At 33.8% G+C, this 26,143-nt stretch carries 25 protein-coding genes and 1 pseudogene; 16 read left to right on the top strand and 10 right to left on the bottom strand.

The window, feature by feature from the left end:
* The first annotated feature begins 1 nt into the window (after position 1).
* The 8 genes and pseudogenes from ASE40_RS21055 (at position 2) to ASE40_RS21025 (ending at position 5,362) form a co-directional block, all read left to right on the top strand.
* Positions 2-394 (top strand): OsmC family protein, encoded by a 393-nt coding sequence (locus ASE40_RS21055; RefSeq protein ID WP_057119535.1) that lies wholly within the window; start codon positions 2-4, stop codon positions 392-394.
* 298 nt (positions 395-692) lie between these two features.
* A pseudogene (locus tag ASE40_RS22520) lies at positions 693-839 on the top strand (thiamine pyrophosphate-binding protein); the annotation flags it as partial.
* Positions 840-1,068: 229 nt separating this feature from the next.
* On the top strand, positions 1,069-1,992 hold the full coding sequence (locus tag ASE40_RS21050; protein ID WP_057119533.1) for an LLM class oxidoreductase: 924 nt from the start codon (positions 1,069-1,071) through the stop codon (positions 1,990-1,992).
* Between the two features lie 140 nt (positions 1,993-2,132).
* A complete protein-coding gene (locus ASE40_RS21045) occupies positions 2,133-2,708 on the top strand; it encodes a Crp/Fnr family transcriptional regulator (RefSeq protein ID WP_317039122.1) in 576 nt (191 codons plus the stop codon).
* Positions 2,709-2,880: 172 nt separating this feature from the next.
* Entirely contained in the window at positions 2,881-3,270 is a 390-nt protein-coding gene (locus ASE40_RS21040) for a RidA family protein (protein ID WP_057119888.1), read from the top strand.
* 101 nt (positions 3,271-3,371) lie between these two features.
* Positions 3,372-3,704 carry a nuclear transport factor 2 family protein gene (locus ASE40_RS21035; protein WP_057119531.1) on the top strand — a complete coding sequence of 111 codons (333 nt, stop codon included), beginning with the start codon at positions 3,372-3,374 and terminating at the stop codon, positions 3,702-3,704.
* A 210-nt stretch (positions 3,705-3,914) separates the two neighbouring features.
* The gene (locus ASE40_RS21030) at positions 3,915-4,700 is read left to right on the top strand and encodes an NmrA/HSCARG family protein (protein WP_057119529.1); all 786 of its coding nucleotides are present in this window, start codon (positions 3,915-3,917) and stop codon (positions 4,698-4,700) included.
* The gene (locus ASE40_RS21025) at positions 4,697-5,362 is read left to right on the top strand and encodes an IS6 family transposase (RefSeq protein ID WP_057119527.1); all 666 of its coding nucleotides are present in this window, start codon (positions 4,697-4,699) and stop codon (positions 5,360-5,362) included. Before ASE40_RS21030 ends, ASE40_RS21025 begins: the two co-directional genes overlap by 4 nt.
* A gap of 106 nt (positions 5,363-5,468) precedes the next feature.
* Here the strand turns inward: ASE40_RS21025 and hemH are convergent, their stop codons facing one another.
* From hemH to ASE40_RS21000, 5 genes are all read right to left on the bottom strand, one after another.
* Positions 5,469-6,482, bottom strand: coding sequence for a ferrochelatase (hemH, locus tag ASE40_RS21020; protein WP_057119524.1), 1,014 nt, complete (start codon positions 6,480-6,482; stop codon positions 5,469-5,471).
* 149 nt (positions 6,483-6,631) lie between these two features.
* Entirely contained in the window at positions 6,632-7,498 is an 867-nt protein-coding gene (locus ASE40_RS21015; protein ID WP_057119522.1) for an AraC family transcriptional regulator, read from the bottom strand.
* 92 nt (positions 7,499-7,590) lie between these two features.
* Positions 7,591-8,130 carry a YceI family protein gene (locus ASE40_RS21010; RefSeq protein ID WP_057119518.1) on the bottom strand — a complete coding sequence of 180 codons (540 nt, stop codon included), beginning with the start codon at positions 8,128-8,130 and terminating at the stop codon, positions 7,591-7,593.
* A 52-nt stretch (positions 8,131-8,182) separates the two neighbouring features.
* The gene (locus tag ASE40_RS21005; protein WP_057119886.1) at positions 8,183-8,722 is read right to left on the bottom strand and encodes a YceI family protein; all 540 of its coding nucleotides are present in this window, start codon (positions 8,720-8,722) and stop codon (positions 8,183-8,185) included.
* A gap of 14 nt (positions 8,723-8,736) precedes the next feature.
* Positions 8,737-9,105 (bottom strand): hypothetical protein, encoded by a 369-nt coding sequence (locus ASE40_RS21000; protein ID WP_057119516.1) that lies wholly within the window; start codon positions 9,103-9,105, stop codon positions 8,737-8,739.
* A gap of 160 nt (positions 9,106-9,265) precedes the next feature.
* Between ASE40_RS21000 and ASE40_RS20995 the strand changes: the two genes are divergently transcribed.
* From ASE40_RS20995 to ASE40_RS20960, 8 genes are all read left to right on the top strand, one after another.
* Entirely contained in the window at positions 9,266-9,664 is a 399-nt protein-coding gene (locus ASE40_RS20995) for an OB-fold protein (protein ID WP_057119514.1), read from the top strand.
* 18 nt (positions 9,665-9,682) lie between these two features.
* Positions 9,683-10,522 carry a DUF5777 family beta-barrel protein gene (locus ASE40_RS20990; protein ID WP_057119512.1) on the top strand — a complete coding sequence of 280 codons (840 nt, stop codon included), beginning with the start codon at positions 9,683-9,685 and terminating at the stop codon, positions 10,520-10,522.
* A 134-nt stretch (positions 10,523-10,656) separates the two neighbouring features.
* Complete coding sequence (locus tag ASE40_RS20985; RefSeq protein ID WP_057119510.1) at positions 10,657-11,091, top strand: hypothetical protein; 435 nt, start codon at positions 10,657-10,659, stop codon at positions 11,089-11,091.
* Between the two features lie 17 nt (positions 11,092-11,108).
* Positions 11,109-11,705 (top strand): hypothetical protein, encoded by a 597-nt coding sequence (locus ASE40_RS20980; RefSeq protein WP_057119508.1) that lies wholly within the window; start codon positions 11,109-11,111, stop codon positions 11,703-11,705.
* 188 nt (positions 11,706-11,893) lie between these two features.
* Positions 11,894-13,201: a glutamyl-tRNA reductase gene (gene hemA, locus ASE40_RS20975; RefSeq protein ID WP_057119506.1), complete on the top strand. Its 1,308-nt coding sequence runs from the start codon at positions 11,894-11,896 to the stop codon at positions 13,199-13,201.
* Between the two features lie 1,104 nt (positions 13,202-14,305).
* A complete protein-coding gene (locus tag ASE40_RS20970) occupies positions 14,306-14,545 on the top strand; it encodes a hypothetical protein (RefSeq protein ID WP_057119504.1) in 240 nt (79 codons plus the stop codon).
* Positions 14,546-14,826: 281 nt separating this feature from the next.
* Positions 14,827-17,199 carry an arylsulfatase gene (locus ASE40_RS20965; protein WP_057119502.1) on the top strand — a complete coding sequence of 791 codons (2,373 nt, stop codon included), beginning with the start codon at positions 14,827-14,829 and terminating at the stop codon, positions 17,197-17,199.
* An 807-nt stretch (positions 17,200-18,006) separates the two neighbouring features.
* Positions 18,007-18,732, top strand: coding sequence for a phosphatase PAP2 family protein (locus ASE40_RS20960; RefSeq protein ID WP_241774398.1), 726 nt, complete (start codon positions 18,007-18,009; stop codon positions 18,730-18,732).
* A gap of 69 nt (positions 18,733-18,801) precedes the next feature.
* Here ASE40_RS20960 and ASE40_RS20955 read toward each other — a convergent pair whose 3' ends face one another.
* From ASE40_RS20955 to ASE40_RS20935, 5 genes are all read right to left on the bottom strand, one after another.
* Complete coding sequence (locus ASE40_RS20955; RefSeq protein WP_057119497.1) at positions 18,802-19,686, bottom strand: diacylglycerol/lipid kinase family protein; 885 nt, start codon at positions 19,684-19,686, stop codon at positions 18,802-18,804.
* Positions 19,686-21,644, bottom strand: a complete 1,959-nt coding sequence (locus tag ASE40_RS20950) for an LTA synthase family protein (RefSeq protein WP_057119495.1) — start codon at positions 21,642-21,644, stop codon at positions 19,686-19,688. The genes ASE40_RS20955 and ASE40_RS20950 overlap by 1 nt, the downstream gene beginning before the upstream one ends.
* A 75-nt stretch (positions 21,645-21,719) precedes the next feature.
* A complete protein-coding gene (locus tag ASE40_RS20945; protein WP_057119493.1) occupies positions 21,720-24,131 on the bottom strand; it encodes a TonB-dependent receptor domain-containing protein in 2,412 nt (803 codons plus the stop codon).
* A gap of 63 nt (positions 24,132-24,194) precedes the next feature.
* Entirely contained in the window at positions 24,195-25,460 is a 1,266-nt protein-coding gene (locus tag ASE40_RS20940) for a sensor histidine kinase (RefSeq protein ID WP_057119491.1), read from the bottom strand.
* Positions 25,453-26,130: a response regulator transcription factor gene (locus tag ASE40_RS20935; protein WP_057119489.1), complete on the bottom strand. Its 678-nt coding sequence runs from the start codon at positions 26,128-26,130 to the stop codon at positions 25,453-25,455. Before ASE40_RS20935 ends, ASE40_RS20940 begins: the two co-directional genes overlap by 8 nt.
* Positions 26,131-26,143 lie beyond the last annotated feature (13 nt).

The following is a 26,143-nucleotide window of genomic DNA, read 5'->3' as shown; positions in this document are numbered from 1 at the left end:
AATGAAAACAACCATTGCTACCATTGGAAAACAAAAATACAAAACGGAGATACAAACAGGAAACCATATCATTATGGCAGACGAGCCCATTGAGGTAGGAGGGCAGGATTTAGGTTTTACGCCCACTGAATTACTTGAGTCTTCTTTAGCCGCTTGCTCTGCTATGACTATAAGAATGTATGCTGATAAAAAAGGATGGGATTTGGATAAGGTTGAAATCAAAGTGGGTTTTAAAAGAAACTTAGCCACTAATCAAATCACTTTTACTAAAGAAATCCAGTTGTATGGAAAACTTGATGATGACCAGAGGCAAAGATTGCTGGAAATGGGATCAAAGTGTCCAATAGAAAAAGTGATTACTGGGAATGTTTTGGTCGCATCTAAATTAGTTTAAATAAAGTGAAGATTACAGCTGGTCATTTCATTTAAGAATACGAATAATTTCAATTAAAAAATAGTAGTTAAAAACAAGATACCAGTTGTAATTATTTTGTAAAATAAAATAAAACAGTTGCATTAAACGAAAGGAAGTATAGTAGCAATTCTTTGCACATCGATGTACTGAAATTAAGAATTGAAATACGATGAAAGCATCAGACTTATTTAGTAAAGGCCTAGAAAACGAAGGGGTTGAATATATTTTCGGACTTCCAGGTGAGGAAAATTTAGATTTTTGAGAATCCGTAAGAAATTCAGAAAAAATCGAATTGATTCTTACAAGGCATGAGCAGGGTGCGGGTTTTATGGCCGCTACTTATGGAAAACTCACTGGTAAGCCGTTAGATGGGGCTGGTGAAATGAGTCCCCTTAAGCGTATAAATTGTCTTTGCAATAATTAGGGGAAATCCTTTTACACTTGAGCTAAAATCAATTCCTAAGTACCTCAAAAATTTACTTTTTAAGTAGTTCGCTTTGATTTTTTTTTATAAATTACTGTAGGACAACGAAAACTCAAGTTATTTTGCTTTCACAAAAATTCGATTGATGGTGAATTATTGTAGAACTTATTGCTGCTTCTAATTAAGAAAAACTACTAAGTTGATTTTTAAAACTAAAAAAACTAAATAAATGACTATATTTCATAAAATAGCAACCAAAGGAAAGTTAACATTAGGTTTGGTTTTTCCATTAGAAGCATACACCGGTTCTATTGCAAAAATGGAAAATCAAGAACAGCTTGCTAAAAGAGTAGAAAAACTTGGTTTCAGAGCACTTTGGTTTCGAGATGTTCCTTTTAATGACCCTAATTTTGGAGATGCAGGACAGCTTTATGACCCTTGGATTTACATGACCCATATAATGAATCATACCAAGGAAATTGCTTTAGCGACAGGAAGTATCATTCTTCCTTTGCGTCATCCAGTACATACTGCAAAATCAATTAATAGTCTTCAAATTCTTTCAAACGAAAGATTAGTTTTAGGTGTTGCATCTGGAGATAGACCAATAGAATATCCTGCATTTAATCAGCACTTAGAGAATAAATCAGAACTATTTAGAGATAGTTTTCATTATATCAAAGCACTGCAAGGAAGTTTTCCACATTACACTTCAAAATTTTATGGTACTACAAATGGCGAAATAGACTTGCTACCAAAATATTACCAAAAGACACCGATGCTTGTAACGGGTCATTCAGGACAATCCTTAGACTGGATTGCGGAACAGTCTGATGGATGGTTGTATTATCCTAGAGATTTCAATACTTTGCAATTAGTAATGCAACAATGGAGACAAGCTTTATCTAAAAATGAACAAGACTGGAAACCCTTTATGCAATCCCTGTATGTTGACATAACAAAGGACTCCAATGCGAGACCTACAACAATACATTTAGGATTCAAATCGGGTACAGACTATCTAAATTCCCATTTAAAACTATTGGAGTCTTATGGTGTAAATCACGTTATGTTGAATTTAAAGTATGGCTCAAGATCCGCTGAGGAAATGATAGAAGAAATCGGAGAGAAGGTCGTTCCGAATTTTTCTTGACTTAACTAAATTTTGACATAGAAAAGGCCTAAGGAATCAGTTATAAATAAAATATTAGTTTTTATAAACGTTTAGAAACTTAACACAATCGATTATCTACAAAATCAATTTAAAAGAGGTAGAGTGTTACTAACAAAAAAATGGAAATCATTAAAGCATTAAGAAGACATATTGAAGAAATCATTCCTTTAACAGACAATGAATTTGAATTGATTGCATCCTATTTTTCAGAACGTAAATTCACAAGAGGCGAGTATGTGGTGCGACAGGGGGAAAAAGTGCAACACACCTTTTTTGTAGTGAAAGGTTTAATGAAATTGATTTTTAATGATGATTCAGGCAGAGAGCATATTTTATCATTTGCCATGGAAGATTGGTGGGAAACGGATTATTTGGCATTCCATACTAATACTTTAGCCACAATGTCATTAAAATGTATGGAGGATACAACAGTGCTCTGTATCAGTTTAGAAGATTATCTTCAACTCTGTGCTACTGTTTCAAAAATAGAGCATTTTTTTCTAAAGAAGGCGACATCAGGACACATAGCTTCTCAGCAACGGATAGTATCATTATTAAGTTCCACTGCTCAAGAAAAGTATTTAAAGGTTCTTCATCGTTATCCCTCCCTTATAAAGAGGGTTTCCAAAAGCCAGCTTGCCTCATATCTAGGACTCTCTAGGGAAACCTTAAGCCGGCTTTATAAAGGAAAATAAAGGCGCATTTTTCTCAAAAAAAAGTGATTTGGGTCACAGGTAGAAGCTTTGTGCGGTAAATATATTTGCATCTCATAATAAAACTACAAATAATATGAGAATTTTTTTTTTAACGGTTCTTTTAATGAATTCATTAACCGCGATTTATTCGCAAAATAAAAAACAAGAAAAGATGGAAAAAAGAGTAATTAACCCTTGGACTTGGCAAAACGAACGCAGTTACAATCAAGCAGTAGAAGTAACGAATGTTACAGGAACACTATATGTTTCTGGTCAAACTGCCATTAACGATGAAGGCATATCGAGTACTGCGGATATGAAAACCCAATTGGAGTTGGCAATAAAAAATCTGGAAAAAGTAATTGATGCAGCTGGTTATGATTGTAAAAATATTGTAAGACTTAACATTTATACAACTTCAACAGAAGCACTTTGGCCACATTTCAATATACTGCAGAAGTGGGTTGAAAAGAAGGATATAAAACAGGCCCTGACATTACTTGAAGTAGTAAGCCTTTTTGAAACTTTGACCGTTGAACTTGAAGCGACAGTGGTTAAGTAAGCCCAATGAAATGAGGGATCGCAAACTAAATTGAATACGTGAATCCGTTTTTGTTGGCGGTAATTTTAGAACGATCGAACTAACCGAAAAAATCCCCAAACATGGATAATAAAAGTATTTTGAAAACTGCAAATATCGCGATAACCAATGGTGATTATGAAGTTTTTCTGTCACATTGCACTGATGATACAATCTGGAATTTTATTGGCGATAAAACACTGCACGGAAAAGAATCAGTACGAAAATATATTGAAGATACGTACTTAGAGCCACCAAAATTCGAAGTTGAAAATCTTATAGCCGAAGATGATTTTGTAACGGCAATTGGAAAAATTTCATTGAAAGAAAATGGCCAATACAAAAGCTATTTATATTGCGATATTTGGCGATTTCGCGATGGAAAAATGGCAGAACTTAAAGCTTTTGTTATTTAAAGTTAGAGAAATAGTGTAACAAAAACTACCGCCAACACGCTATCTACTATTTTGGCTCTTTTGATCGCTGGTGAGTTTTCTTCCAAACAATGTTTTGTTTTACCGAGAGATATTAGTTCAAGAATCCGCAACTAGCGCCTAGCGAGGGAACGAGACATCCCACTCACTATCAGTAAACACATTAAAACATACGATTTAAAATTTAGAAAAATGATCAAAAGCATTTTGGTGACAGGTGCCACAGGAAAACAAGGTGGTGCTACAGCTCGTGAATTATTAAAATTTGGATTTCAAGTAAAGGCACTTATTAGATATAGATATTCAAAAGAGTCCAATGAGTTAGCGGAATTAGGAGCTCAATTAATTGAAGGCGATTGGTCGAATCTTGATTCTTTTGAAACTGCATTGGAAGGAGTAGATGCTGTTTATATGGTACTGCCACCCGTATGGGATATGAATGAAGAAGAAGACAATAAAGAGGCAGATTTAGGAATTGCCTTTATCAATTTATTGAAAAAGAGAAATATAAAGTTTGTCATCTACAGTTCTGTTTTTATGGCTGATAAGCATAAGCCGTTTCGTCCCAGATTTAAGCATACTATTGAAGAACATTTATGGAAAAGCGGATTGAAAGCTACCGTTTTACATCCAGCTACCTTTATGGAGAATTTTTTGATGCCAAGTTCTGGGATTACAGAAGGCAAGCTATATAATTTTATGCCACAAGGAAAAAAAGTTCCCTATATCTCTACAGAAGATATAGGAATATTTGCTAGAATTATTTTTCAAAATCCAGACAGTTATGTTGGTAAGACAATAGAATTGTTAGGTGATAAAATAGATGAGGTTGAAAATTTTGAATGCATTACAAGCAAGTTTAGGAATTCATTTGGAATTGGTTCAACTCTGTATAGAAGATTTAACCGCACAAAATCCGGTTCTGTCGCATCTAAGACTAAATTTTATCTTTGGTTTTTCAAAACTAATAAAAAATGAATACTAAAGGTCATTGTTATCCAAAATATGTAATCCTTCAGGCAGTGTATTTTAAATTAAGTTTTACACTTAGCTATCGTGACGTTGAGGAAATAATGAAGATTAGGGGGGTGATTGTGGATCATGCAACGATTCAGCGTTGGGTATATAAGTTTGCACCTTCACTTGAGTCCGAGATGAGGAAGAGAAAAGGCAGAGTAGGGACAAGCTGGAGATTGGATGAGACCTATATCAAAGTAAAAGGCATTTGGTGTTATTTATATAGAGCAGTGGATAGGTCTGGTAATACAGTTGATTTCTTATTAACTAAAAGAAGACAGAGAATGAGTGCCCAGTCATTTCTAATTAAAGCAATTAGTAATAACTGTAGTCCCAGAGTAATAAACATCGATAAAAGCGGTTCTAATACTGCTGCGATCAAAGTCTATAACAAGCGCTCGTTCTCAAAGATTAAAATCCGGCAGTGTAAATATCTCAACAATATTTTAGAACAGGATCATCGTTTTATAAAGTGGCGTATACAAAACGGATTAGGTTTTAAAAGTTTTGAATCGGCAAAAAGAACATTGAGCGGAATTGAAGTTGTACATATGCTAAGAAAGAATCAGATGGTTAATCCCGGGAAATCTATGTTTAAATCATTCTGTAAACTGGCGTGCTAAATTTTAAATCACTTAAATTCTTATATTTGATTCTGATAGATGCGACAGAACCAAAGAGCGCAAATGCAATGAAGCAGTTCTACTATTTCATGATACTAATTTGATATTACCTGGCCCAATCGTTAATCCAGTTGCTTACGGTCTGACACCACTCATCATCATCATTCAAACATGGAATTGCCAAAAATTCTTCGCCTCCTTTTGCTTCAAAATCTTCTTTGGCGCGCATGGCGATTTCTTCCAGCGTTTCTAAACAATCAGACACAAAAGCTGGCGTGACCACCGCCAATTTCTTGATTCCTTTTGCTGGCATATTATCAATTTCAACATCCGTATACGGTTCCAGCCATTTGTCTCCCGCTAAACGTGATTGAAAAGTCAAACTGTATTTATCTGCAGGAAGTCCTAATAATTTTATCACTTGTCTTGTTGTTTCATAACATTGGTGACGGTAACAGAAATCGTGCGCCGGCGAAGGCGTGTTACAGCAAGAACCATCAATTTTACAATGTGATTTAGTTACATCTGTTTTGCGGATATGACGCTCCGGAATTCCGTGATACGAGAATAATAAATGATCATAATCAAAACCAACTAAATGTTTCTGAATCGAATCAGCTAAATTTTGGATGTAATCTGGTTTGTTATAAAACGCAGGAACATCAGTAAAAGTCATGTGTGGAAATTTCTTCTTGCGGATTTCTTCCGCTTTAACCAAAATGGTTAAAGTCGAAGCCATTGCATATTGTGGGTATAATGGAAAAAGCATTACTTCAGTAACTCCTTTATCGTGCAATTCCTGTAGCCCTTTTTCGATTGTCATAGTTCCGTATCGCATTGCCAAAGAAACAGGAACGTTTACCAAAGGCTGTACTTTTTTCTGCATTCTTTCAGACAGTACCACAAGCGGTGAACCTTCTTCCCACCAGATTTTAGCATATGCATGTGCTGATTCTTCGGGTCTTTTTCTTAGAATAATACCACGAACTAAAAAAGCTCTCAACAAATACGGAACATCGATCACATATTTATCCATTAAAAATTCGTCTAAATACGGTTTTACATCTTTTGTAGTTGCACTTTCTGGAGATCCTAAGTTTACTAATAATACGCCTTTCATTTACTTTTTGCTTTAGATTTTAGGCTTTCAGCTTTAGGCTTTCAGCGTTGGTTGTTTGAATTTTAGCCAAAAGTAGTACTTGCCACTTTTTAGCAATAGAATAAATGTTATTTTTTACTTATGTCTTAATTTATAAAATCTATGTCATTTTAAAAATTTGTATGAATTGACATCAGATATTTTTTTGGAGTTGTAGCAAATTTTTTCTTGAATCCCGCAATGAAGTGGCTTGCAGTGCTGTAACCGATTTTCAATCCAACTTCATTTACATTGTAAGAACCGCTGTCAAGCAGTTTTCTGGCGAAATCCATTTTATAATCAAAAAGAAAACCATACACAGTATCGCCATAAATTTGTTTGAAACCCATTTTGAGTTTCTTTAGATTCAGGCCAATTTCATCGGCCAATTCTTGTAAACCCGGCGGTTCAGCCATATTTGCAATAATGATTTCTTTAGCTTTTCTGATTTTCAAAACATTGCCTTGATCAATTAAAAACGGGCAATGTCCCGTATTTGGATCCTCAGTCCTGTTAAAATACAGACTCAGGAGTTCGTATCCTTTTGCTTTATAGTAAAGGTTTTTTACAGACAGGTTAAGGTTATAATGAAATAGCTGACTCAAAACAATTGCCATCGACGGACTTATAATTTCTTCATTATAATAATTTTTATCCCTGTTATCAGGACTTAAAAAAGTACTATAATCTGCTTGTGCAGAAAACAACGAGTGAAATTTCTTAATTGAAATAATAATGGAAATCATCCACGAATTTGGAGAAATCTCTAAATGAAGAGGTAACTCCCTCTGCGGATTGTAAAGCAGCAAAGATTTTTCTTCTTTCAATTCTACATCATAATTACCATCATTGAACAAAAATCTGGCACTGCCTTTCAGTGCAAAATGAAACTGTATTAAAGCACTGCCCAATTTATGGTGTGCACAAAAAGGTTCTGAACTGTCATTCTGAAAACGGATAATTGTAAAGTCATCTTCAATTTTTATTTCTTCCTCCACTTTTGATGTAACGAATAATTGGTCTTTCAAAATTTATTTTTTTTGATGGTTTATTGTACTTGCTTCTAATGTTATAAATTTTTATTGATCTGTTATTTTACAACCGCAACAATAAGAATGTTTATTTTATTAGATAGTTTGTTTTTAACTAAACTTGGTATTTCAATATTAAAGTCACTCGCATTTACTGTAAAATTAGATACAATGCTTATTCCCGAACCAGACATACTTAGTCTGGCTGTGGTTGATATTTCCCTGGATTTTCCGTGAAGTTGTAATGTACCCTTTATAGTAAAATCCTTAGGGCCACTGGTAAGGCTATTTGAATCGAAATTTTCTATTTTTCCTTTAAAAGTTGCTTTTGGATACTTGTCACTTTCAATATAATTTTCGTTAAAATGTTCTTCCATCAAAGCGACTTTAAATCGAAAACCTTTCATTAAAGCTAAACTTGCAATTTCTCCTGTTGCAGGATTCAGGACAAAAGTAACATTTGTATTTGTAGCCTTTACTTCTTCAAAAGAAGGGACAGATGCTTCAAAAGTAATTTTTCCTGTTTTACTGATCATTTTTTCTTGGGAAAGGCCAATAGCGTAAACATAGAGCATTGTAATAAGTATGGCTTTTTTCATGTTTTTTGGCTTTAGATTATTTTTAGTTAACAAAATCCTTTTTGTTTTACTCTTATTTTAAAACAGCAATAATTTGAATTTTCACTTTATCATCAAGTTTATACTTAATAAGTGATGGAATTGGAATGCTAAAATCACTGGCATTTACAGCGAAATCTGAAATGATAGTAATTCGGGAGCCCGTTTTAGTAATTTTTGCACTGGCATTTATATCTTTAGATTTGCCGTGAAGTTCTAAATTTCCTTTTATTACGTAATCTTTATAATCTTCAGTCAAATTTTTCGTGTCAAATTTTTCTATTTTTCCCCTAAAAATAGCTTTAGGATATTTATCGGTTTCCATGTAATTTTCATTAAAGTGTTCTTCCATCAAAGGCATTTCAAACTGGAATCCTTTGATCAAGGCTAAGGATGCAATTTCACCTGTTGCCGGATTTAAAACAAATGTTACATTACTATTGGTTCCCATAACCGGCTGAAAAGACGGAACTGAAGCTTCAAAAGTGATTGTCGATGATTTGGTTAAGATTTTTTCTTGCGAAAAAACAATGAAAGAAGATAATAGTACTGGTATTAGTATAATTTTTTTCATGTTTTTATTAGGGATCATTGTTCTAATAATCCATCTTGTTCCCATTTTTTAATAACATCTATAGTAGTCTGAGGTAATCTTGGTCCGCCTTGCGGCATTAGTAAACTATTGCCATTTTCTAATGAAATTCGGGTAAGCAATCCACGATTTAAAACCGCATTTTTTACCTGATCATAAGTGACTAATGACATAGGGGCTCCGTTTTTAGGAACTGCGGCGTGGCAAACAACACAGTTATTATCAATAATGGATTTCACATTCTGATTATATGTTGCCACATCCGTAATTGGTGGAGTATCAATTAAAGTACTAGGATTATCATCTGTGCAACTCACTAATAATAGGATACATGATGGAAGGAGTAAAAGAGTTTTTAAGTTCATAGGATTGGTTATTTAGTTTATAATGATTTTAAAAGTTAAAAAGCATTTTGAAATCATATACGATGAAACAGATGAAACAGATTTAAGAAAAAGCATATTTGATAGTTTAAATCCAATAGGTATTTTTTAACGTAAATAATTCCAAATACTAAAACCAGCTATGAGAAAAAAAATACTTATCACAATTTCCCTTTTCCTTATAACGGGGATCGCAATTTACCGCTACAGTTATAAAAACCACCGGGATATCGAATCAGAGACTGCAGATTATGTTGTAACGGTTTACGGGCTCGAAAAAGAATTTACTTCGAATGACAGCATTGCTACTCGCAAATACCAGGACAAAACAGTTGAATTAACCGCACGAGTAACGACTATTGATCTCGAAACTAAGAGTATTGTTATTGGCGAAAAGATATTTGCAAGCTTCAAAGACAGTTTACCCAAAGGCATTGCAATTGGCAAAGAGCTAAAAATCAAAGGACGGTTTTTAGGATATGATGAGCTCTTACAAGAATTTAAAATAGATCAGTCTTCAGTTTCACATTCAAACAAATAACAATTTAAAACGAACCACATGAAAAAGCTCCTCCTATTATTGTTTTTATTTCCATTATTAACCTATTCTCAAGATGACTTATTATCGGGAGTTGAAGCGCCTGTAACAAAAGAAAAGGTGACATCTGCATTTAAAGCCCTGAAGATTGTTAATCTCGAATCTACAAAACTGGCGGCAAAAGGAGATTTGTATTTTGTTGTTGCACACCGGTTTGGTTCTATAAAAGATGGTTTCGAGGGCTTCTATGGATTGGACAATGCCAATACCCAAATAAAATTTATATACGGATTGACCCAAGGGATTAATATCAGTGCAGCCAGAAGTGAATTTGCTTATGACTTTGCAACAAAATATATGTTATTGCCGCAAATAAAAGACGGTTTTCCTGTTACTATTGCAGGGTTTAATAGTTTGTCTATTAACAACACGCTAAAGGAAAGCCTGTATCCGAAACTTGAATTTAAAAACAGGCTGACCTATGTAGCCCAACTTTTAATTTCCAGAAAATTTTCTGAAAGACTCTCTTTAGAAATAGTTCCATCATTTTTCCATGAAAATTTCGTGCTGGATCCCCAGCAAAACAACTCGCAATATGCCATTGGCTTTGGCGGCAGATATAAATTTGCTAAACGCTGGTCATTGAATATGGATTATGCAGCGCACTTAAACAGGGCCTCAAATTCTATTTATAAAAATCCATTATCTATAGGTTTTGATTTAGAAACCGGCGGACATGTTTTTCAAATGCATTTTACGAGTTCTCAAGCCATTGACGAGGCCGGATATCTTGGAAGGACTACAGGAGACTGGACCAAAGGAGATGTTTTTTTTGGTTTTAATTTGGCAAGAGTTTTTTGATAATTTACTGTTGTTCAGTGTGTTGTTATTTAAAATAAATCTAAACTAATATTTTGTCTGTTTAAATAAAAACCAACCCGAAAAAGTGTTCGTATATGATCTTGAAAACCTAAAATCATTTTAAAATCAGCTGTATGAAAATTAACAAATTTATTAAAAAAGGCCTGTGGACGGGACTGATCATTACGGTACTATTTTTTGCCATTTTTCTATTCCACATTATTACCGCTAAGCCTGCTGTTTATGAAAGTCCCAACCTGCAAGTTAGCCGAATCGATTTTAAAACAAACATCGATTCTCTGCAAGCCAAACAAATATGTTCAGATTTGAGATCTATTAAGGGATTAACCTCAGATTCTATAATCGTCAAAAGAAATGTGGTTGTTTACTTCCATAACAATAAAATCACGAATTCTCAGAAGGTATTTGACCAGTTGATAGCCATAGGACATTATGACGCTAAGCGTTATATTTTGCCAGAAAATTTGGCTGGCAAAGAAGTTTGTCCCGTAAATCAAAATAGTTTGAGCTACAAATTGTCTCAAAAAATAAACCGTTTTTTTAATTAACCCTTAATACTTTTATTATGAAAATTTATTCCAAAATTACACTTAGTGTATTACTCGCAGCTTCTGCAACCCTGGCTTCCTGTAGTAGTAATGATGATGACGCCCCTGTAACTCCTCCTGTAAAGGCATCTATTTACGAACGATTAGGCGGCACTAAAATGGTTTCTGATCCTGATAATTCTGGTCAAATGATCGAACAAGGACGTTTGAATTTCCGCAAGGTGGTAAATTCAACTATAGGATTAATTGTTGCCGATGTTCAGTCGAATGCTTCGGGGAATCTACAAGCGCATTTTGCCCCGGTTTTAGCAGAAACGGGAACTACCCAGTCTACAAATATTGCTAAACTATCAGATAATCTGACTGATTTCTTTTCGTTTAACACGGGAGGTACAAGCGCTGTAAATACCTATTCTGGGTTGAATATGGTAGATGCACATGATCCTGCGAAAAATCCTCGTATGGGAACAAAATCAAGTAGCGCGGATTATACAAAATTCGTAGGTTATGTAGGTGCGGCTGCAAATGCAAATGGTGTTGCTTCAAATACAGAGCTTTATACCGATATTGTTGCTGTTTTAGAATCTCTTAGAACTCCAATAGTTCAAAAATAATTTTCTTTTCAAACGCTACCTGAAAAAAGGTAGCGTTTTTTATTTACCTGATACATTGCAAATGGCCATAAATGTTATTTATAACCATTGATTTAAATCGATTTATGGATGGGATAAAAGTGCCCCTAGTCTTGTTTCTTGTAAATTAGTTAATAATAATTTTTTTAAACTTTTAAGGAAAGCTTAGTATGGAAAAATATAACATGTCCAAAACCACCACTTTTTACGCTTTAGGCTTAAGTTATAAAAAGGCAGATGCTACAATTAGAGGAAAATTTAGTTTAACGGCTAAAGCCCAATCTGATCTGTTGGCACAAGCCAAGGCTGAAGGTATAGAATCCTTAATTGTAATTTCTACTTGTAATAGAACTGAGATATATGGTTTTGCCAATCATCCTTATGAGCTCATCAAATTGCTTTGCGAAAACAGTAATGGTTCCTTAGAAGAATTTAGAGAGGTTGCATATATATACAAGAATCAGGAAGCTGTTAACCACATGTTTCGCGTAGGTACAGCTTTAGACAGTCAGATTCTGGGTGATTTTGAAATTATCAGCCAAATTAAAATCGCTTTTAATCATAGTAAACTAGAGGGTTTAGTCAATACATTCCTGGATCGTTTAGTAAGCTCAGTTATTCAGACAAGCAAAAAAATCAAAACAGATACTAAAATTTCATCTGGTGCAACATCCGTTTCCTTTGCATCGGTTCAATATATTATCCGAAATGTAGAAGATATTTCAAACAAAAATATTTTATTATTCGGAACAGGAAAAATAGGCAGGAACACCTGTGAGAATTTGGTTAAACATACTAAAAATAGCCATGTTACACTTATAAACAGAACAAAAAGTAAGGCTGAAATGTTGGCTGGAAAACTAAATGTTATTGTTAAGGATTTCCTGGAATTAAAAAAAGAAGTACAAGTGGCAGATGTACTGGTTGTGGCCACAGGTGCCCAAAGTCCAACTATCGACAAAGAAATATTGCGGGATTTAGCGAAACCTTTGCTAATTTTGGATTTATCTATTCCAAGGAATGTAAATCCCGATGTAGAAAAAATACCGGGCGTAACTTTAATACATTTGGATTATTTATCTCAAATTACAGATGACACCCTGGAAAGAAGAAAACAACATATTCCGGCTGCGGAAGCTATTATTGAGGATATTAAATTAGAATTTAATACTTGGATAAATAGTCGAAAATATGCACCAACTATCCATGCATTAAAGGCTAAATTAAATGATATTGTGTCTGGTGAATTAGCTTTTCAGAAAAAGAAGATAAATAATTTTAATGAAACTCAGGTTGATTTGATTAGTGCCAGAATTATTCAAAAAATCACAAATCATTTTGCGAGTCACTTAAAAAATGAAAGCACTAGCCTGGATGAAAGTATTGAATTTATTGAAAAAGTATTTCAAATTGGACCACTGGCTTCTAAAATCACTTCTTCAGACGTTGAAGAAAAGTATAAAATTAATCTTTCATAGGTAGTTATAGCTGGTAAATGGTTTGAAGGTGATAGAAGGGAGCTCAGTTTCCTTTACAATACTCACCCTTTAATTATTATTTAAAGAAAGCTATAAACGACTCTATTGCTTTGGGCATAGTTTGATATTTATAATTTGACACTCATTTAAAAACGAATATTTTAGTTCAATTTTGTCCCAAAAAAAAGTAGGATTGAATTAATTGTAATGTTCCAAAAGTTAAGGATCATTTTAAATCTAGTTTCATTAGTCGAGTAAGTTGGTGAGAAATGATTATTTACAGCGATTTAAAAATGCAGATACCCTTTTGAACGTAACAAAAAAAGATAGCACTAAGCTATCTTTTAATTAAAAACTTTAATGATTACGTGATATATTCTTTGTTTTACTAAAGGAAATTTATCTTGATTCCTATGGAGAGAAATAAATCAATTTATAGCTTCTGTTGAACAGCAGGGAATGTGCTTTGTTATAACAATACTAAATAGTAATCAAAGCAGGATCTTTAGATTTGTATGGAAATCTGTCTTCTAGATAGAGTTGAACTTCAAAATTTTACAGAGTTGATGTTTAGTAATGTTTCGAACTTAAGATTTTAAATAACTGTTTTATAGTGTTTTAAATTTTGTCTTAAAACTAGGTGCACCGATTCTGCACCTAAATTCAATTATGTCTATTTCAATATTTTATTCATAAAAATGTTTTTACTAAGTTTCTAAAAGTTTCGAACCTAAACTGCTTAGACTTTGATTTTGCTAAGTTATTAATTGTTCAGAATACCTAGTGCCATGATTTTGCCACAAAACTTAGAGCGCTTAAAGAAGCTTAAATAGCCTTAGATTTCGTTGCAAAACCGCGGTTAGTCTGATGTTTCTTTTTTTTGCTGCAAATTATATAAAAAGTTCAAATTACCTTATTGGCTCGATTAAATAACTTTACGTTATAAATTAAATAATGTAAGGAATCAATTATAAAAATCAATTTGATTTTCCTATTCTGTTGGTAATGCAGGCACAACATAAAGTATGTTGCAAATTATAACATGAAACGTATTGAGAAAATCTAAAGCGTAATTAATTAGTAAATTTGTTATTCAAACAATCCATGAAAAAAATGGCTCTTCCTTACGATTTATTTAATCTTAAATTTGCTGAATATATAGATGATTTAAGGGTTTTATATCCCCATGATGAACATTTTAAAACGATTTGTGATCAATACTGCCACAATAAAAATAAGGCCGAAATAGCAGTACAAAAACTCCGAAAAAACATGGCAGATAAACTTGCTTACAGTGATTTATCGAAGGAACTGGAAGAAGAAATTTTAATAAGGAGGAGTTAGCATGACTTAAACAGGCTACCTTCATTAGATTTTTGATAAAGTCCACAGAGAACTTAATAAGTAAATTTCAATAAAAAATTAACTTCCATTCATTCTGCATAAAAGCAGCTGTCGTGATTTTTATTAAACTTACTTTTTTCTTGTTTCATATTATAATTTGCAACCATTTTTAATTGATTGCCCTACAGTGTATTTGTAATTTTATGTTTTGCTTTTAACTTTATTTAAAAGAGAAAGCAGCAGTGTTAAAATACTGAGATATAAAATTTAAATATACTGAAATGAGAAAAAAAACAGCCATTTTATCAGCCGCTTTATTTATTTCGATCTGTTCGTTTGGACAGGAAGTTCTGCCAAAACCGCAAGCGCCATTTAACGGACATATCAGTTTAGATGCAAAAAAATCTGAAATGGATTTTCCAAAAGCAGTTACTGCGCCAAAGGGAGCGCCAAATGTTTTATTAGTGATGCTTGATGATGTTGGTTTTGGAGCTTCAAGTACTTTTGGAGGTCCTGCAAATACGCCTACATTAGAAAGATTAGCAAAAAACGGACTTCGATACAATCAATTCAATACCACGGCAATGTGTTCTCCAACACGTGCCGCATTGCTTACAGGACGAAATCACCACAGCGCACATACAGGACAAATTATGGAATTGGCAACTGGATATCCAGGTTATAATTCGATGATTGGAGCAGAAACAGCAACTATTGGCGCAGTCCTGAAAGGAAACGGATACAACACCGCATGGCTGGGCAAAGATCATAATGTTCCGGATTTTGAAGGAAGTCCGGTTGGACCCTTTGACCGATGGCCAACAGGTCTTGGCTTTGAATATTTTTACGGATTTATTGGCGGCGATATGAATCAATGGAGACCAGCAGTTTTTGAAGGAACAACACCTGTTGAACCTTATGTCGGTAACCCCGATTATAATTTTGATTATGATCTGGCAGATAAAGCCATCAACTATATTCAGACTCAGAAAACAATCGCACCAGACAAACCTTTCTTTATGTATTATGTTCCGGGCGCAACGCACGCGCCACATCATCCGCGCAAAGAATGGATTGCAAAATATAAAGGAAAATTTGATCAGGGTTGGGATAAAATACGAGAAGAAACCTTTTACCGTCAGAAAAAACTAGGAATTATTCCTGCCGATGCAAAACTGACGGAAAGACCTAAAGAAATTCAGGCTTGGGATTCTTTAAACGGAGAACAAAAAGAATTGTATGCATACATGATGGAAATTTATGCGGGATATCTGGAACAGGCAGATTATAATGTGGGACGTGTTATAAAATCGATTGAAGATTTAGGACAGCTCGACAATACGTTAATTATTTATATAGTTGGAGATAACGGAGCGAGCGGTGAGGGAAGTCCTGAAGGAGCAACCAATTTGGAAGCCGAAATGAACGGAATTTACACCGATTATAAAGAAATGCTCAAACAAAAAGAGGATATTGGAACGTGGAAAAGTTACAATCATTATCCCGTTGGCTGGGCTCACGCCATGAACACACCAATGCAGTGGTGTAAACAAATTGCTTCTCATTATGGTGGCACCAGAAACGGTCTGGTTATTTCGTGGCCAAAAGGTATAAAAGATGCTGGAGGCATCCGCAGTCAATGGCATCATGTAATAGATGTGTTTCCAACTATTTTAGAAGCCACACAAATACAAGCACCTTCATCCGTAAACGGAACTACACAAAAACCTATGGAAGGCGTAAGTATGGAATATACTTTTGATAAACCGAAAGAACCGTCCAGACATCGAACTCAATATTTTGAATTGTTTGGAAATCGTGCTATTTATGATGATGGATGGATCGCCAGTACTACGCCAGTTGGACTTCCGTGGGTTTCTGAAGCGCCAACAGTAGATGTAATTAACGGTTACAAATGGGAATTATATCATGTAGACGAAGACTTTACGCAAGCAAATAACTTAGCCGATAAAAACCCCGATAAACTTAAGGAGCTTCAATTGTTATTCTATAGTGAAGCGGCAAAATACAATGTTTTACCTCTTGATGACAGCCGTACATCACGTTTAAACCCAGCGATTAGACCAAGTTTAACTTTAGGCCGTACTTCTTTTACGTATTATCAGGGAATGAAAAGACTTCCGGAAGGTGTTGCTCCCGATATAAAAAATAAATCATGGACGATAACGGCAAAAATCAATATTTCTAAAAATGAAACAGAAGGCATCCTGGCAACAATGGGCGGTTTGTTTGACGGCTGGGCATTGTATCTGGAAAAAGGAAAACCTGTTTTTCATTATAACTACGGAAACGTTATTCATACCAACATAGCTTCAACAGAAGTATTAAAAAGCGGAGCACACACCATCACTTTTGATTTTAAATATGATGGAGGCGGACTCGGAAAAGGCGGACTCGGAACTCTAACTGTCGATGGTAAAAAAGCTGCAGAAAAACGAATCGAAAAAACCATTTTTAACCGTTTTACACTTGATGAAACTTTTGATATAGGCGAAGATACAGGAACGCCTGTAAATTTAAATTATGATGTTCCTTATGCCTTTACAGGAAAAATAGAAAAAGTGGTGATAAACTTGGAAGAAAATAAAGCTGTGTCAGCATCGAAAGGAAACACGGATAAGAAGAAGAAATAAAATTCTTGCTTTCATCAGATTCTCGAAAATGATTCTTAAAGTTGATTATTTAATAAATACATTAAATTTGATAATAATAATGTTAGCATGAGTTTCTGGACTCTCACAGAATCTTCCAATACCAGCTTCGGAGTTTAAGGGAAAATTTGGAATAATGGATTTTAAATTGCCCAATTTTCTATTTTATTAATATTTATAAATCTGTTTCATGAAAGAGCTAACTGTACTTTTATTAGTCATTGGCTCTTTTTTATTGTTCGCTATTTTTGAATAAAGATTCCTAACACGCACTCTAAAAAGTTTCGAACCTAAAGTCGCCAGACCTTGATTTTGCCCCATATTTTTGATTGCTAAATGTTATCACAGTTTTTGATGTTTAATAGTTCCGAACCTAAACTTGCTAGATGTTGATTTTGCTGAGTTTATAGTTTTCAAAAAGACAGTGCGCCATGTTTCTGCCACAAAACGCCTGATTGTGAATTATAATTAAAAATCCACCAATTGAGTGGCTTTTTTGCGGGAAATGGAAATGTTGGTTGACTTTTGGTCTTCGAGCGGTATCCCAAGCCTGAATATTACCTTATTAAATCTTTGTTAAAAAAAGTCTAGTATAATTAATGCAGAATTTCTTCAGATTTCATCTTCAACTTTGCCTTATAATTTATCTCAAAGATAAAAAACGTATGGTCTTAATCTAATAAGTTTTATATAAGGAAAAACTACGTTTAATATTATTTACCAAGCGTAATTATTAATTTCTAATTTTCATTTAAAATGCGAAAATCGTTCCTCTTATTTATTTTTGGTATGACTTCTATTTGTGCCCAAAACACAGTAAGTGATACAATTGAAGTACAAGATACTGTACACAATTTAAAGTTTAACTACAAACAATTGATTATTCCCAGCATCCTTATTGGTTATGGTTTTATTGGTTTAGAAAGTGATCAGCTCAAAAGTTATAATACAGAAATTAAGGAAGAAGTAAATGAAGATATCGATCATAAAATCTCGATTGATGATTTCTCGCAATGGGCTCCTGCGGTTTCTGTATACGGATTAAATGCTTTGGGTATAAAAGGAAAAAATAATATGAAAGACCGTTCTATTATTTTAGCGAGTTCTTATTTAATGATGAGCGCTTCGGTATTTGCTTTAAAAAATATTACTAAAGTAGAAAGACCGGACGGATCTTCTAATAATTCTTTTCCATCTGGACATACTGCCACTGCTTTTGCAGGAGCAGAATTTATGTATCAGGAATACAAAGACCAATCGATTTGGTATGGAATTGCAGGATATGCTGTAGCGACAGGAACGGGACTTTTTAGAATGTATAATGACAGACATTGGCTTACAGATGTTGTTGCAGGCGCAGGAATTGGAATTTTAAGTACAAAAGCGGCATACTGGATATATCCGTATTTGCAAAATAAAGTTTTTAAATCTTCAAAAGAAAACAAAACCACATCGATGATTATGCCTTTTTATAACGGGAAAGAATTAGGCTGCAGCTTTGTGAGACAATTTTAAATCAGATTAAAAACAAAAAAATATTCCATAGAGAGAATAAAAAAAAGTTCTTTCTATGGAATTGCTATTTTATAAATCTACTAAAACGGTTAGTGCTCCGGGCATTATTTTTATGTTTAATTTATTTGTTTTCAAATTATGCTGTTCTCCGTCAATTTGAGAATCGATAAAAATCTTTGACGGCATTTCAATTTGAATTTCTTTTACTAAAAAGTGCTGTGCTTTTTTGAATTTTTCGATTGAATTTTGAAGGACATTAAACCCCAGCATTATTTTTTCAAAAAAAGACAATTTCGGAATTATAATCAGATCCAATAATCCGTCCTGAAGACTTGCTTTTGGAGTAAGGCTCATATTGTAACCCATTTCATTAGAATTGGATATAAACAACATCAGCGGATTTATTTCAAGAATTTGATTGTCAAATTGCACAATTGTTTTTTGAGGTTTAAATTCTAAACTCGAAGACATTGCTGCTTTAATATAAGCCGGAAGTGTTCTTTTTCCAGCTCGTTCGTATTTTTTAATAATAAGCGCATCGATGCCAATACCCATGTTGCTAAAAAAGTATTTATCATTTAATTGGCCAGCATCCATTGCTGTCGCATGCCCTTTTTTAATGATAGCAATCGCTTTGTCAATATCTCTTGGAATATTCAAATTAGAGGCCAGTCCGTTTCCTGAACCTACAGGAACAATTCCTAATTTTATTGAAGTCCCTATAAGTGAGGAGGCTACTTCATTTATCGTTCCGTCACCTCCGCATGCAATTATGTAATCTGGATTTTGTGCAATAGCCGCTTTTGTGAGTTCTATTGCATGCTTTTTTTGGTTTGTATAATCAACCTCAATTTTATATTTATCTTTAGGAAACTGGCTTAAGATATAAGACGCGGACAAATTGTGTTTACCGCTTCCGGAAATGGGGTTGATTATAAAATGAATGTAAATCATTATTGTAAAAGTTTATTTGTAAAAAGGAAATCAGCGGTTTGGTACCACGAAATGGTTTCTTCTAAAAAAGAGTGATCTATTGGAAGTGATTTCAGACTATTATCTTCTTTATTCCAGGAATAAAACGCCTGCTTTTTCTGATCCGATAAGATCATTACTTTATCTTTTTTCATCAGAACTAATTTTCGATAAGTTCCCATTAAAGCGCGCTGTTCAAATTGAGAATCCAAAACATTTTTTCCAAAAAAATCAGATTCGTAATCCCAATGAAACAATGAAAAAAGCGTAGGCCATAAATCAATTTGAGAGCATTGCTGCGCTATTTTCTGATTTTGATTTTCGTGTAAATTAACAATGAAAGCAGGAATATGATAGTTTGCCACATCAATTTCATCTTTTCCGGCACTGCTCGCACAATGATCTGCAATTATTACAAAAACGGTATTTTTAAACCAAGGTTTTGTCTGGGCTTTTCTGAATAATTCTTTTAGGGCAAAATCAGTATATTTTACAGCACCTTCACGACTTGTTCCAGAAGGAATATCAATTTTTCCCGAAGGATAAGTAAAGGGCCTGTGATTAGATGTTGTCATTACAAAATTGAAAAACGACTTTCCGGTTTTATATTGTGAATCAGCCACTTTTAGCATTTTATTAAAAATGTCTTCATCGCAAATTCCCCACGCATTTTCAAAAGTTACTTCATTATCGTTTATATTATTGCGAACCGTTTTGATCTCATCGCTCAATACACTGCCGCGTCCGCGATCGTAAATATTAAATCCGTTTCCTCCAAAATAAGCATTCATATTATCAAAGTAACCGTAGCCGCCGTAGAAAAAATTACAATCGTATTTTCTGGATTTGAAAATGCTGCAAACGGTATACAAGTTTTGATTATCAGGTCTTTTTACAATACTTTGACCCGGAGTAGGAGGAATGCACAAAGTAACAGCTTCCATTCCTCTCACGGTTCTGGTTCCTGTAGCATATAAATTTTCAAAAAAGATGCTCTTTTGAGCAAGACTGTCTAAAAAAGGCGTGATGTTTTCTTTATTTCCAAATTCCTTCAAAAAGCTTCCGCTCAGACTTTCAACCAAAATAAAGACAACATTTTTGTTTTCAAGAGATGGAATACGGTCTGTAACTTTTCTATGAATAGAATAATCGTTTCTGAAATCACTAGAATAAGGATCAGCTAATTTCTTTTTAATAATGCCAAAAGCTTTATCATTAGGAATGGAAGTATAGAAATCAACATATTTCATTTGGTTGTTTCTAAAAGCAGCAAAAAAAGAATAAATACCTGATTTTGATATTTCTGAATTGTATCGATTAGAAGACCATTCTGCCTGATTATTGGTAATAAAGAAACCAAAAATTAAAGCAATCCCACTAGTAGATAATAGAACCGAGAGTCTCGTTTTTAAACTCGCTTTAGATGTAAAAGCAGCAGTAAAAGCACCTCTTTTATAAAAAATAAACAGAAATACAAAAGTAAGCAGTAATACACCGCCAATTAAAACGGGCAGGGGATACGACTGTTGAATGTTAGCTACAACTTCATGCGTATAAATAAGATAATCAACGGCTATGAAATTAAATCTTGTTTTAAATTCATCCCAAAATGTCAATTCGGCAAAAAAGGTAAAAACAAGAATAAATACGGTTAAGGATGTAAAAAAGTAAATTAAGATTTTATCTACAAAAGAACCAATCCACTTATTAGGCATTACAGTATAATATGATACACTGCAAATGGAGATGAAAGCAACAGTACCAAAATCAAAGAAAAGACCTGTTATCAGGGTTCTTAAAAGATCGATAATATTCCACGAAACTTCATTATACTGCCATATAAAAAAGGAAATTCTTAAAATTTGAGATAGTATTAAAAACCAAATAATAAAATGCATCAACAGTGAATATCTGCCGTACTTTGAAGATAATTTATTCATAATTATTGTTTAACATTCGTGTGCAAATTTTATATTGCAATTCTGAATTAATTTTGAATTTCATTTTGGATACCGTTAAAACTTGTAACTGTATCCAAAACGAACGACTTGTGTTTCATAATAATCCTTGCTCGTATAGCGGAATCCTTCGCCTTGAATTTCTTTTTTGATTACCAGCGTATTGAAAATATCTGTGGCATTTAAAAATATTTCGCCTTTTCCTTTTTGAACAATCTTTTTTACACCCAAATCTGTAGAAAAGCGGGAATCCATTTTTCCCTGCGGAATTATGTCTGGTGCGAGATATACCATAGAAACCTGACCGGAAAGTGTTTTATTGAATAAAAAAGTATTGTTCCATTTTACATTTCCCGAAGTTATTTCCTGAAGACTACCCGTATAAGTTGACGGAACTGGATATAAATTGGTGACCGTAAAGGCATCGATTGTATTTTTATATAGATTTCCATTGATATTAAAAGAATACCACGAATTGATTTCTTTTGCATAAACAATCTCGGCACCAAAAGAGGAACTTTCTAATGCATTTTGAAATACGTTATAAATCAAAGAACTGCCGGGAACTGTAGTCGCGATTCGGGTAATAGTTCCGTTTATAACGCGGTAATACAAAGAGGTTAAAAAATAACCTTTATTGAAATCGGTTTTATAACCTGCTTCAAACGCGCTTGTATATTGAGGGCGCAGGGCTGGGTTTCCTACTTTAATAATTTCGGCATCATCGTATTTTGGAAAAATACGAATATCGACTTCATTTGGTCTGTCGACACGACGGTTATAAAAAGCGGTGAATTTGTTTTTATCATCGATTTTATAAGCCAGTTTAACACTCGGAAAAGGTTCTGTATAATTGTATCCGTTGCTTTTATAAGTAGGATGATTTGGATTGACATCGTACTTAAGATCAACATATTCATAACGAAGTCCAAGTTCAGCTTCAATTCTTTCGCTTTCATAAATGTAACTTCCGTAAACAGCCGGAATGATTTCTTTGTAAGTCGCCCAGCCTCCGGCATTTGCATCAATTGGAGAGTTTTCTCCCGGAAAAAACTGCATATTGGTAGGAATTTCTCTGTTTCTAAATTTAATTCCTGTTTCAAAACGTCCGTATTTTAATGGCTGAACATAATCTAAATTAAGGTCGATTACTTTTTCATCCGAAAGCAGTTTAAAAGCATCGCGACCTGTAGAAGTTGGCAGAATATTATCAAAGAAATATTTTTCATCTTCCTGATGATACGTATAATTAATTCCGGCATTTAATTTACGTCCAGCCTGTTTGAATTTATGCTGATAAGAACCGCTTACCATTACGGTTGTTTTAAGCTCGTCTTCTAAAAACTGCCACAAACGCAAACGCTCCGTATTATCCTGATTAAAAAAGGGTTCGTCTCCGTGATCGATAATTTTTTCACGGCCATAAAGACCAGAAAAAGAAAAAGTATTTCGGTCGTTATAATTCCAGTCAATTCCGGTTTTAAGCGTAGTAAAATGCGTATCCCGATTTCGCTTTGTCTGCTGATTAATTACGTTGCCGTCATCATAAGTTCTCGTAACAAATTCATTTTTGTTAAGTGTTTCTGTATAGAGATAATCGGCTTGTAAATAAGCATTTATTTTATCTTTTCTGTAGTTTAGTGAAAGGCTCGGATTAATTTTAGGCGTTACTTTATATTGAGGTCTTATCGTTGGCAAATTCGCCTGACGTTCCCATAATGCTCCGTATCCCGAACTAATTCCTATTTTTCCGTTTAATCCGTCTTGTTTGTTTTTCTTGTAGATAATATTAATGATTCCGGCATTTCCGTTGGCATCATATTTAGACGATGGATTGTTGATAATTTCAATTTTTTCGATGGCAGAAGCCGGAATATTATCGAGTCCGGACTGATTTCCAAATCCTGTCAAAGCGGTTTGTTTGCCCTCAATTAAAATGGTGACTTTATCATTTCCTCTTAATTGTACTTTCCCGTTTTGAACGGTAACTCCGGGTAAATTTTGCATGGATTGCAAAACAGAGCCTCCGCTTTGCGTAATATTATCAGCAACAGCAAAAACTTTTTTATCTAATGTTACTGGATTTTGCTGTGTTTTTGAACTGACAACAACTTCTGATAACGTATTGATATCTTCCTGAATTTCAATGTTGCCAAGATCTAAATAATCAGAAAGACTGCCCACAAATAAAGTTTGTGATTTGGTTTTAAAACCAACAACGCTGACTTCTAAAATGTAGTTTCCTGAATTTACAGCTGCAATGGTAAAACGTCCGTCTTCATCGCTTACAGTGCCAAAGAAAATTTTAGAATCTTTAGAAGATTTTAAAACCACATTAGCATAAGGTATTGCCGTTTTAGAATTACTGTCTTTTACAATTCCGGATATGGTTACCGATTTTTTTTGGGCGGATAACTGCAGTACTATTATCAATAGAAAAGATAATAGTAGTATTGTTTTTGATTTCATTTGTACTATTTAAAAAAAGAATAGTACAAAGCTCATAACCGATTCTGTAGGAAGTTTGAATTTTTAAAATTTCACTTCGAAAATATGCAGATTATCATTAAAATAATAATGAATTTCCCAGTGATTGATTTCGCATATCTTTTTAATGATCGCCAATCCGAGTCCGTTTCCCTGCGAAGAAGGATTTACTTTAGAAAAACGATTGAAAATATTTTCTGCTGCTAAGGCTGTTTCCTGACCTGTGTTGGTGAATCGAAGTGTATTGTTTTCTATTTGAATTTCTATTCTGCCATCCTTTTTATTATGACGAATAGCGTTTAGAAATAAATTATTTAATAAAACTTCTGCTAATGCTGCATTTCCCTGAACGCTTAAAGTATCTTTAAATTCAGTTTGAATGGTCAGGTTTTTAGCTTTGGCCTGTTCTGTAAAAAAGTCAAGATGTTTCTCAAAATACTCATTTAAAACAATGGTATTTTTTTCTAGATAACTTTCATTATCAATTTTAGAAAGTAATAAAAGGTTTTTATTCAGTCTGTTAAGTCTGGATACATCTTTATTTAAAGAACCAACTAAAGTGGATTGTTCTTCGTTTAATTCTAATTGCTGGAGAATATCTATTTTAGTTTGAAATAATGCTAAAGGCGTTTGAAGTTCATGCGCTGCATTTTCTACAAATTCGCGCTGGCTTTTATAAATGGCCGTATTTTTTTCGATTAAACTTTCGAGACTTTTATTTAATCGCGCAAATTCGTCAATATCTGTTGGAATAAAATGAGGCGGATTATTTTTATCAATTTCAAAATCTTCTATCTGACTTAATGTATTATAAAAAGGTTTCCAGATTATTTTTGCTGATCTTTTTGAAATCCAGATTATTCCGGTAAGTAAAATGATGATGATAAACAGAAACATAACGGCCACACTAAAAACCATTCCTTCCATTTCAACCAGATTTCGCTTTTCTATATAGGTGTATCTTTTTCCGTTGATATCAACCGGAGCATACAATATTCTAAACGGTTCTTTTTCATTGGCTAAAGCTTCAAATATCATTTTACCCACAATAGAATCTTTTGTTACACCCATATCTTTAACAATAGATATATTAGGATTGTATTTGTTCCAGGCGGCGATATCATTAGCAGTGTAATTGTTGTGGCTTTCGTTTACAAAAGCGCCTTTATGAAAAAGCAGTACTTCATCGGTTTCATAAACATACAGCCATTGACAGATATAATAAAATACAGGAGCAGCTATCAATAATATGATAACGGCATATAAAAGAAAGCTGTTTGTTGTTTTACGAAGTAGTTTTTTGTTATTCATTTTCCCATTTATAACCTAAACCGTACACTGTTTTGATATAATCGCCACTTCCGGCCTGTGTGAGTTTCTTTTTTAGATTTTTAATATGAGCATATATAAAATCATGATTGTCAAGCATGTCTGCCATATCGCCAGAAAGATGTTCTGCAATTGACGATTTAGATAATACCTTATTTTCGTTACCAATTAAAAAGAGCAGTAAATCCAGTTCTTTTTTGGTAATATCCAGTTTTATATCATTTACAAAAACTGTCTTTGAGAAAATTTCGATGACAATTTCATTGAATGTGATACTGTTACTTCCCTTAAAATTCTTGCGGCGAATAAGTGCCTGCATTCTCACCAAAAGTTCAGCAAGATGAAAAGGTTTGGTAAGATAATCATCTGCACCAAGATTAAATCCTTCTAAACGTGTTTCCAGATTTTCTTTTGCCGAAATGATAATAACACCTTCTGTTTTATTCTTCGCTTTTAGTTCTTTTAATATATCAAATCCGTCACCATCAGGCAGCATTAAATCCAGCAGAATACAATCGTAATCATAGCTGTCGATTTTGCTGAGTGCCAAATCGTAATTTTCGGCTGTTTCGCATTGAACGCCATTCGTTTTAAAGTACTCTTTGATACTTTGTGCAATTTCTTGCTCATCTTCAATAATAAGAATTTTCATGCCGCAATTTACA

It is taken from the genome of Flavobacterium sp. Root935 (assembly GCF_001429295.1).
Classification (GTDB): domain Bacteria; phylum Bacteroidota; class Bacteroidia; order Flavobacteriales; family Flavobacteriaceae; genus Flavobacterium.
The sequence above is the reverse complement of the archived record's forward strand: the minus strand, read 5'-3'. Positions and strand labels throughout refer to the sequence as shown.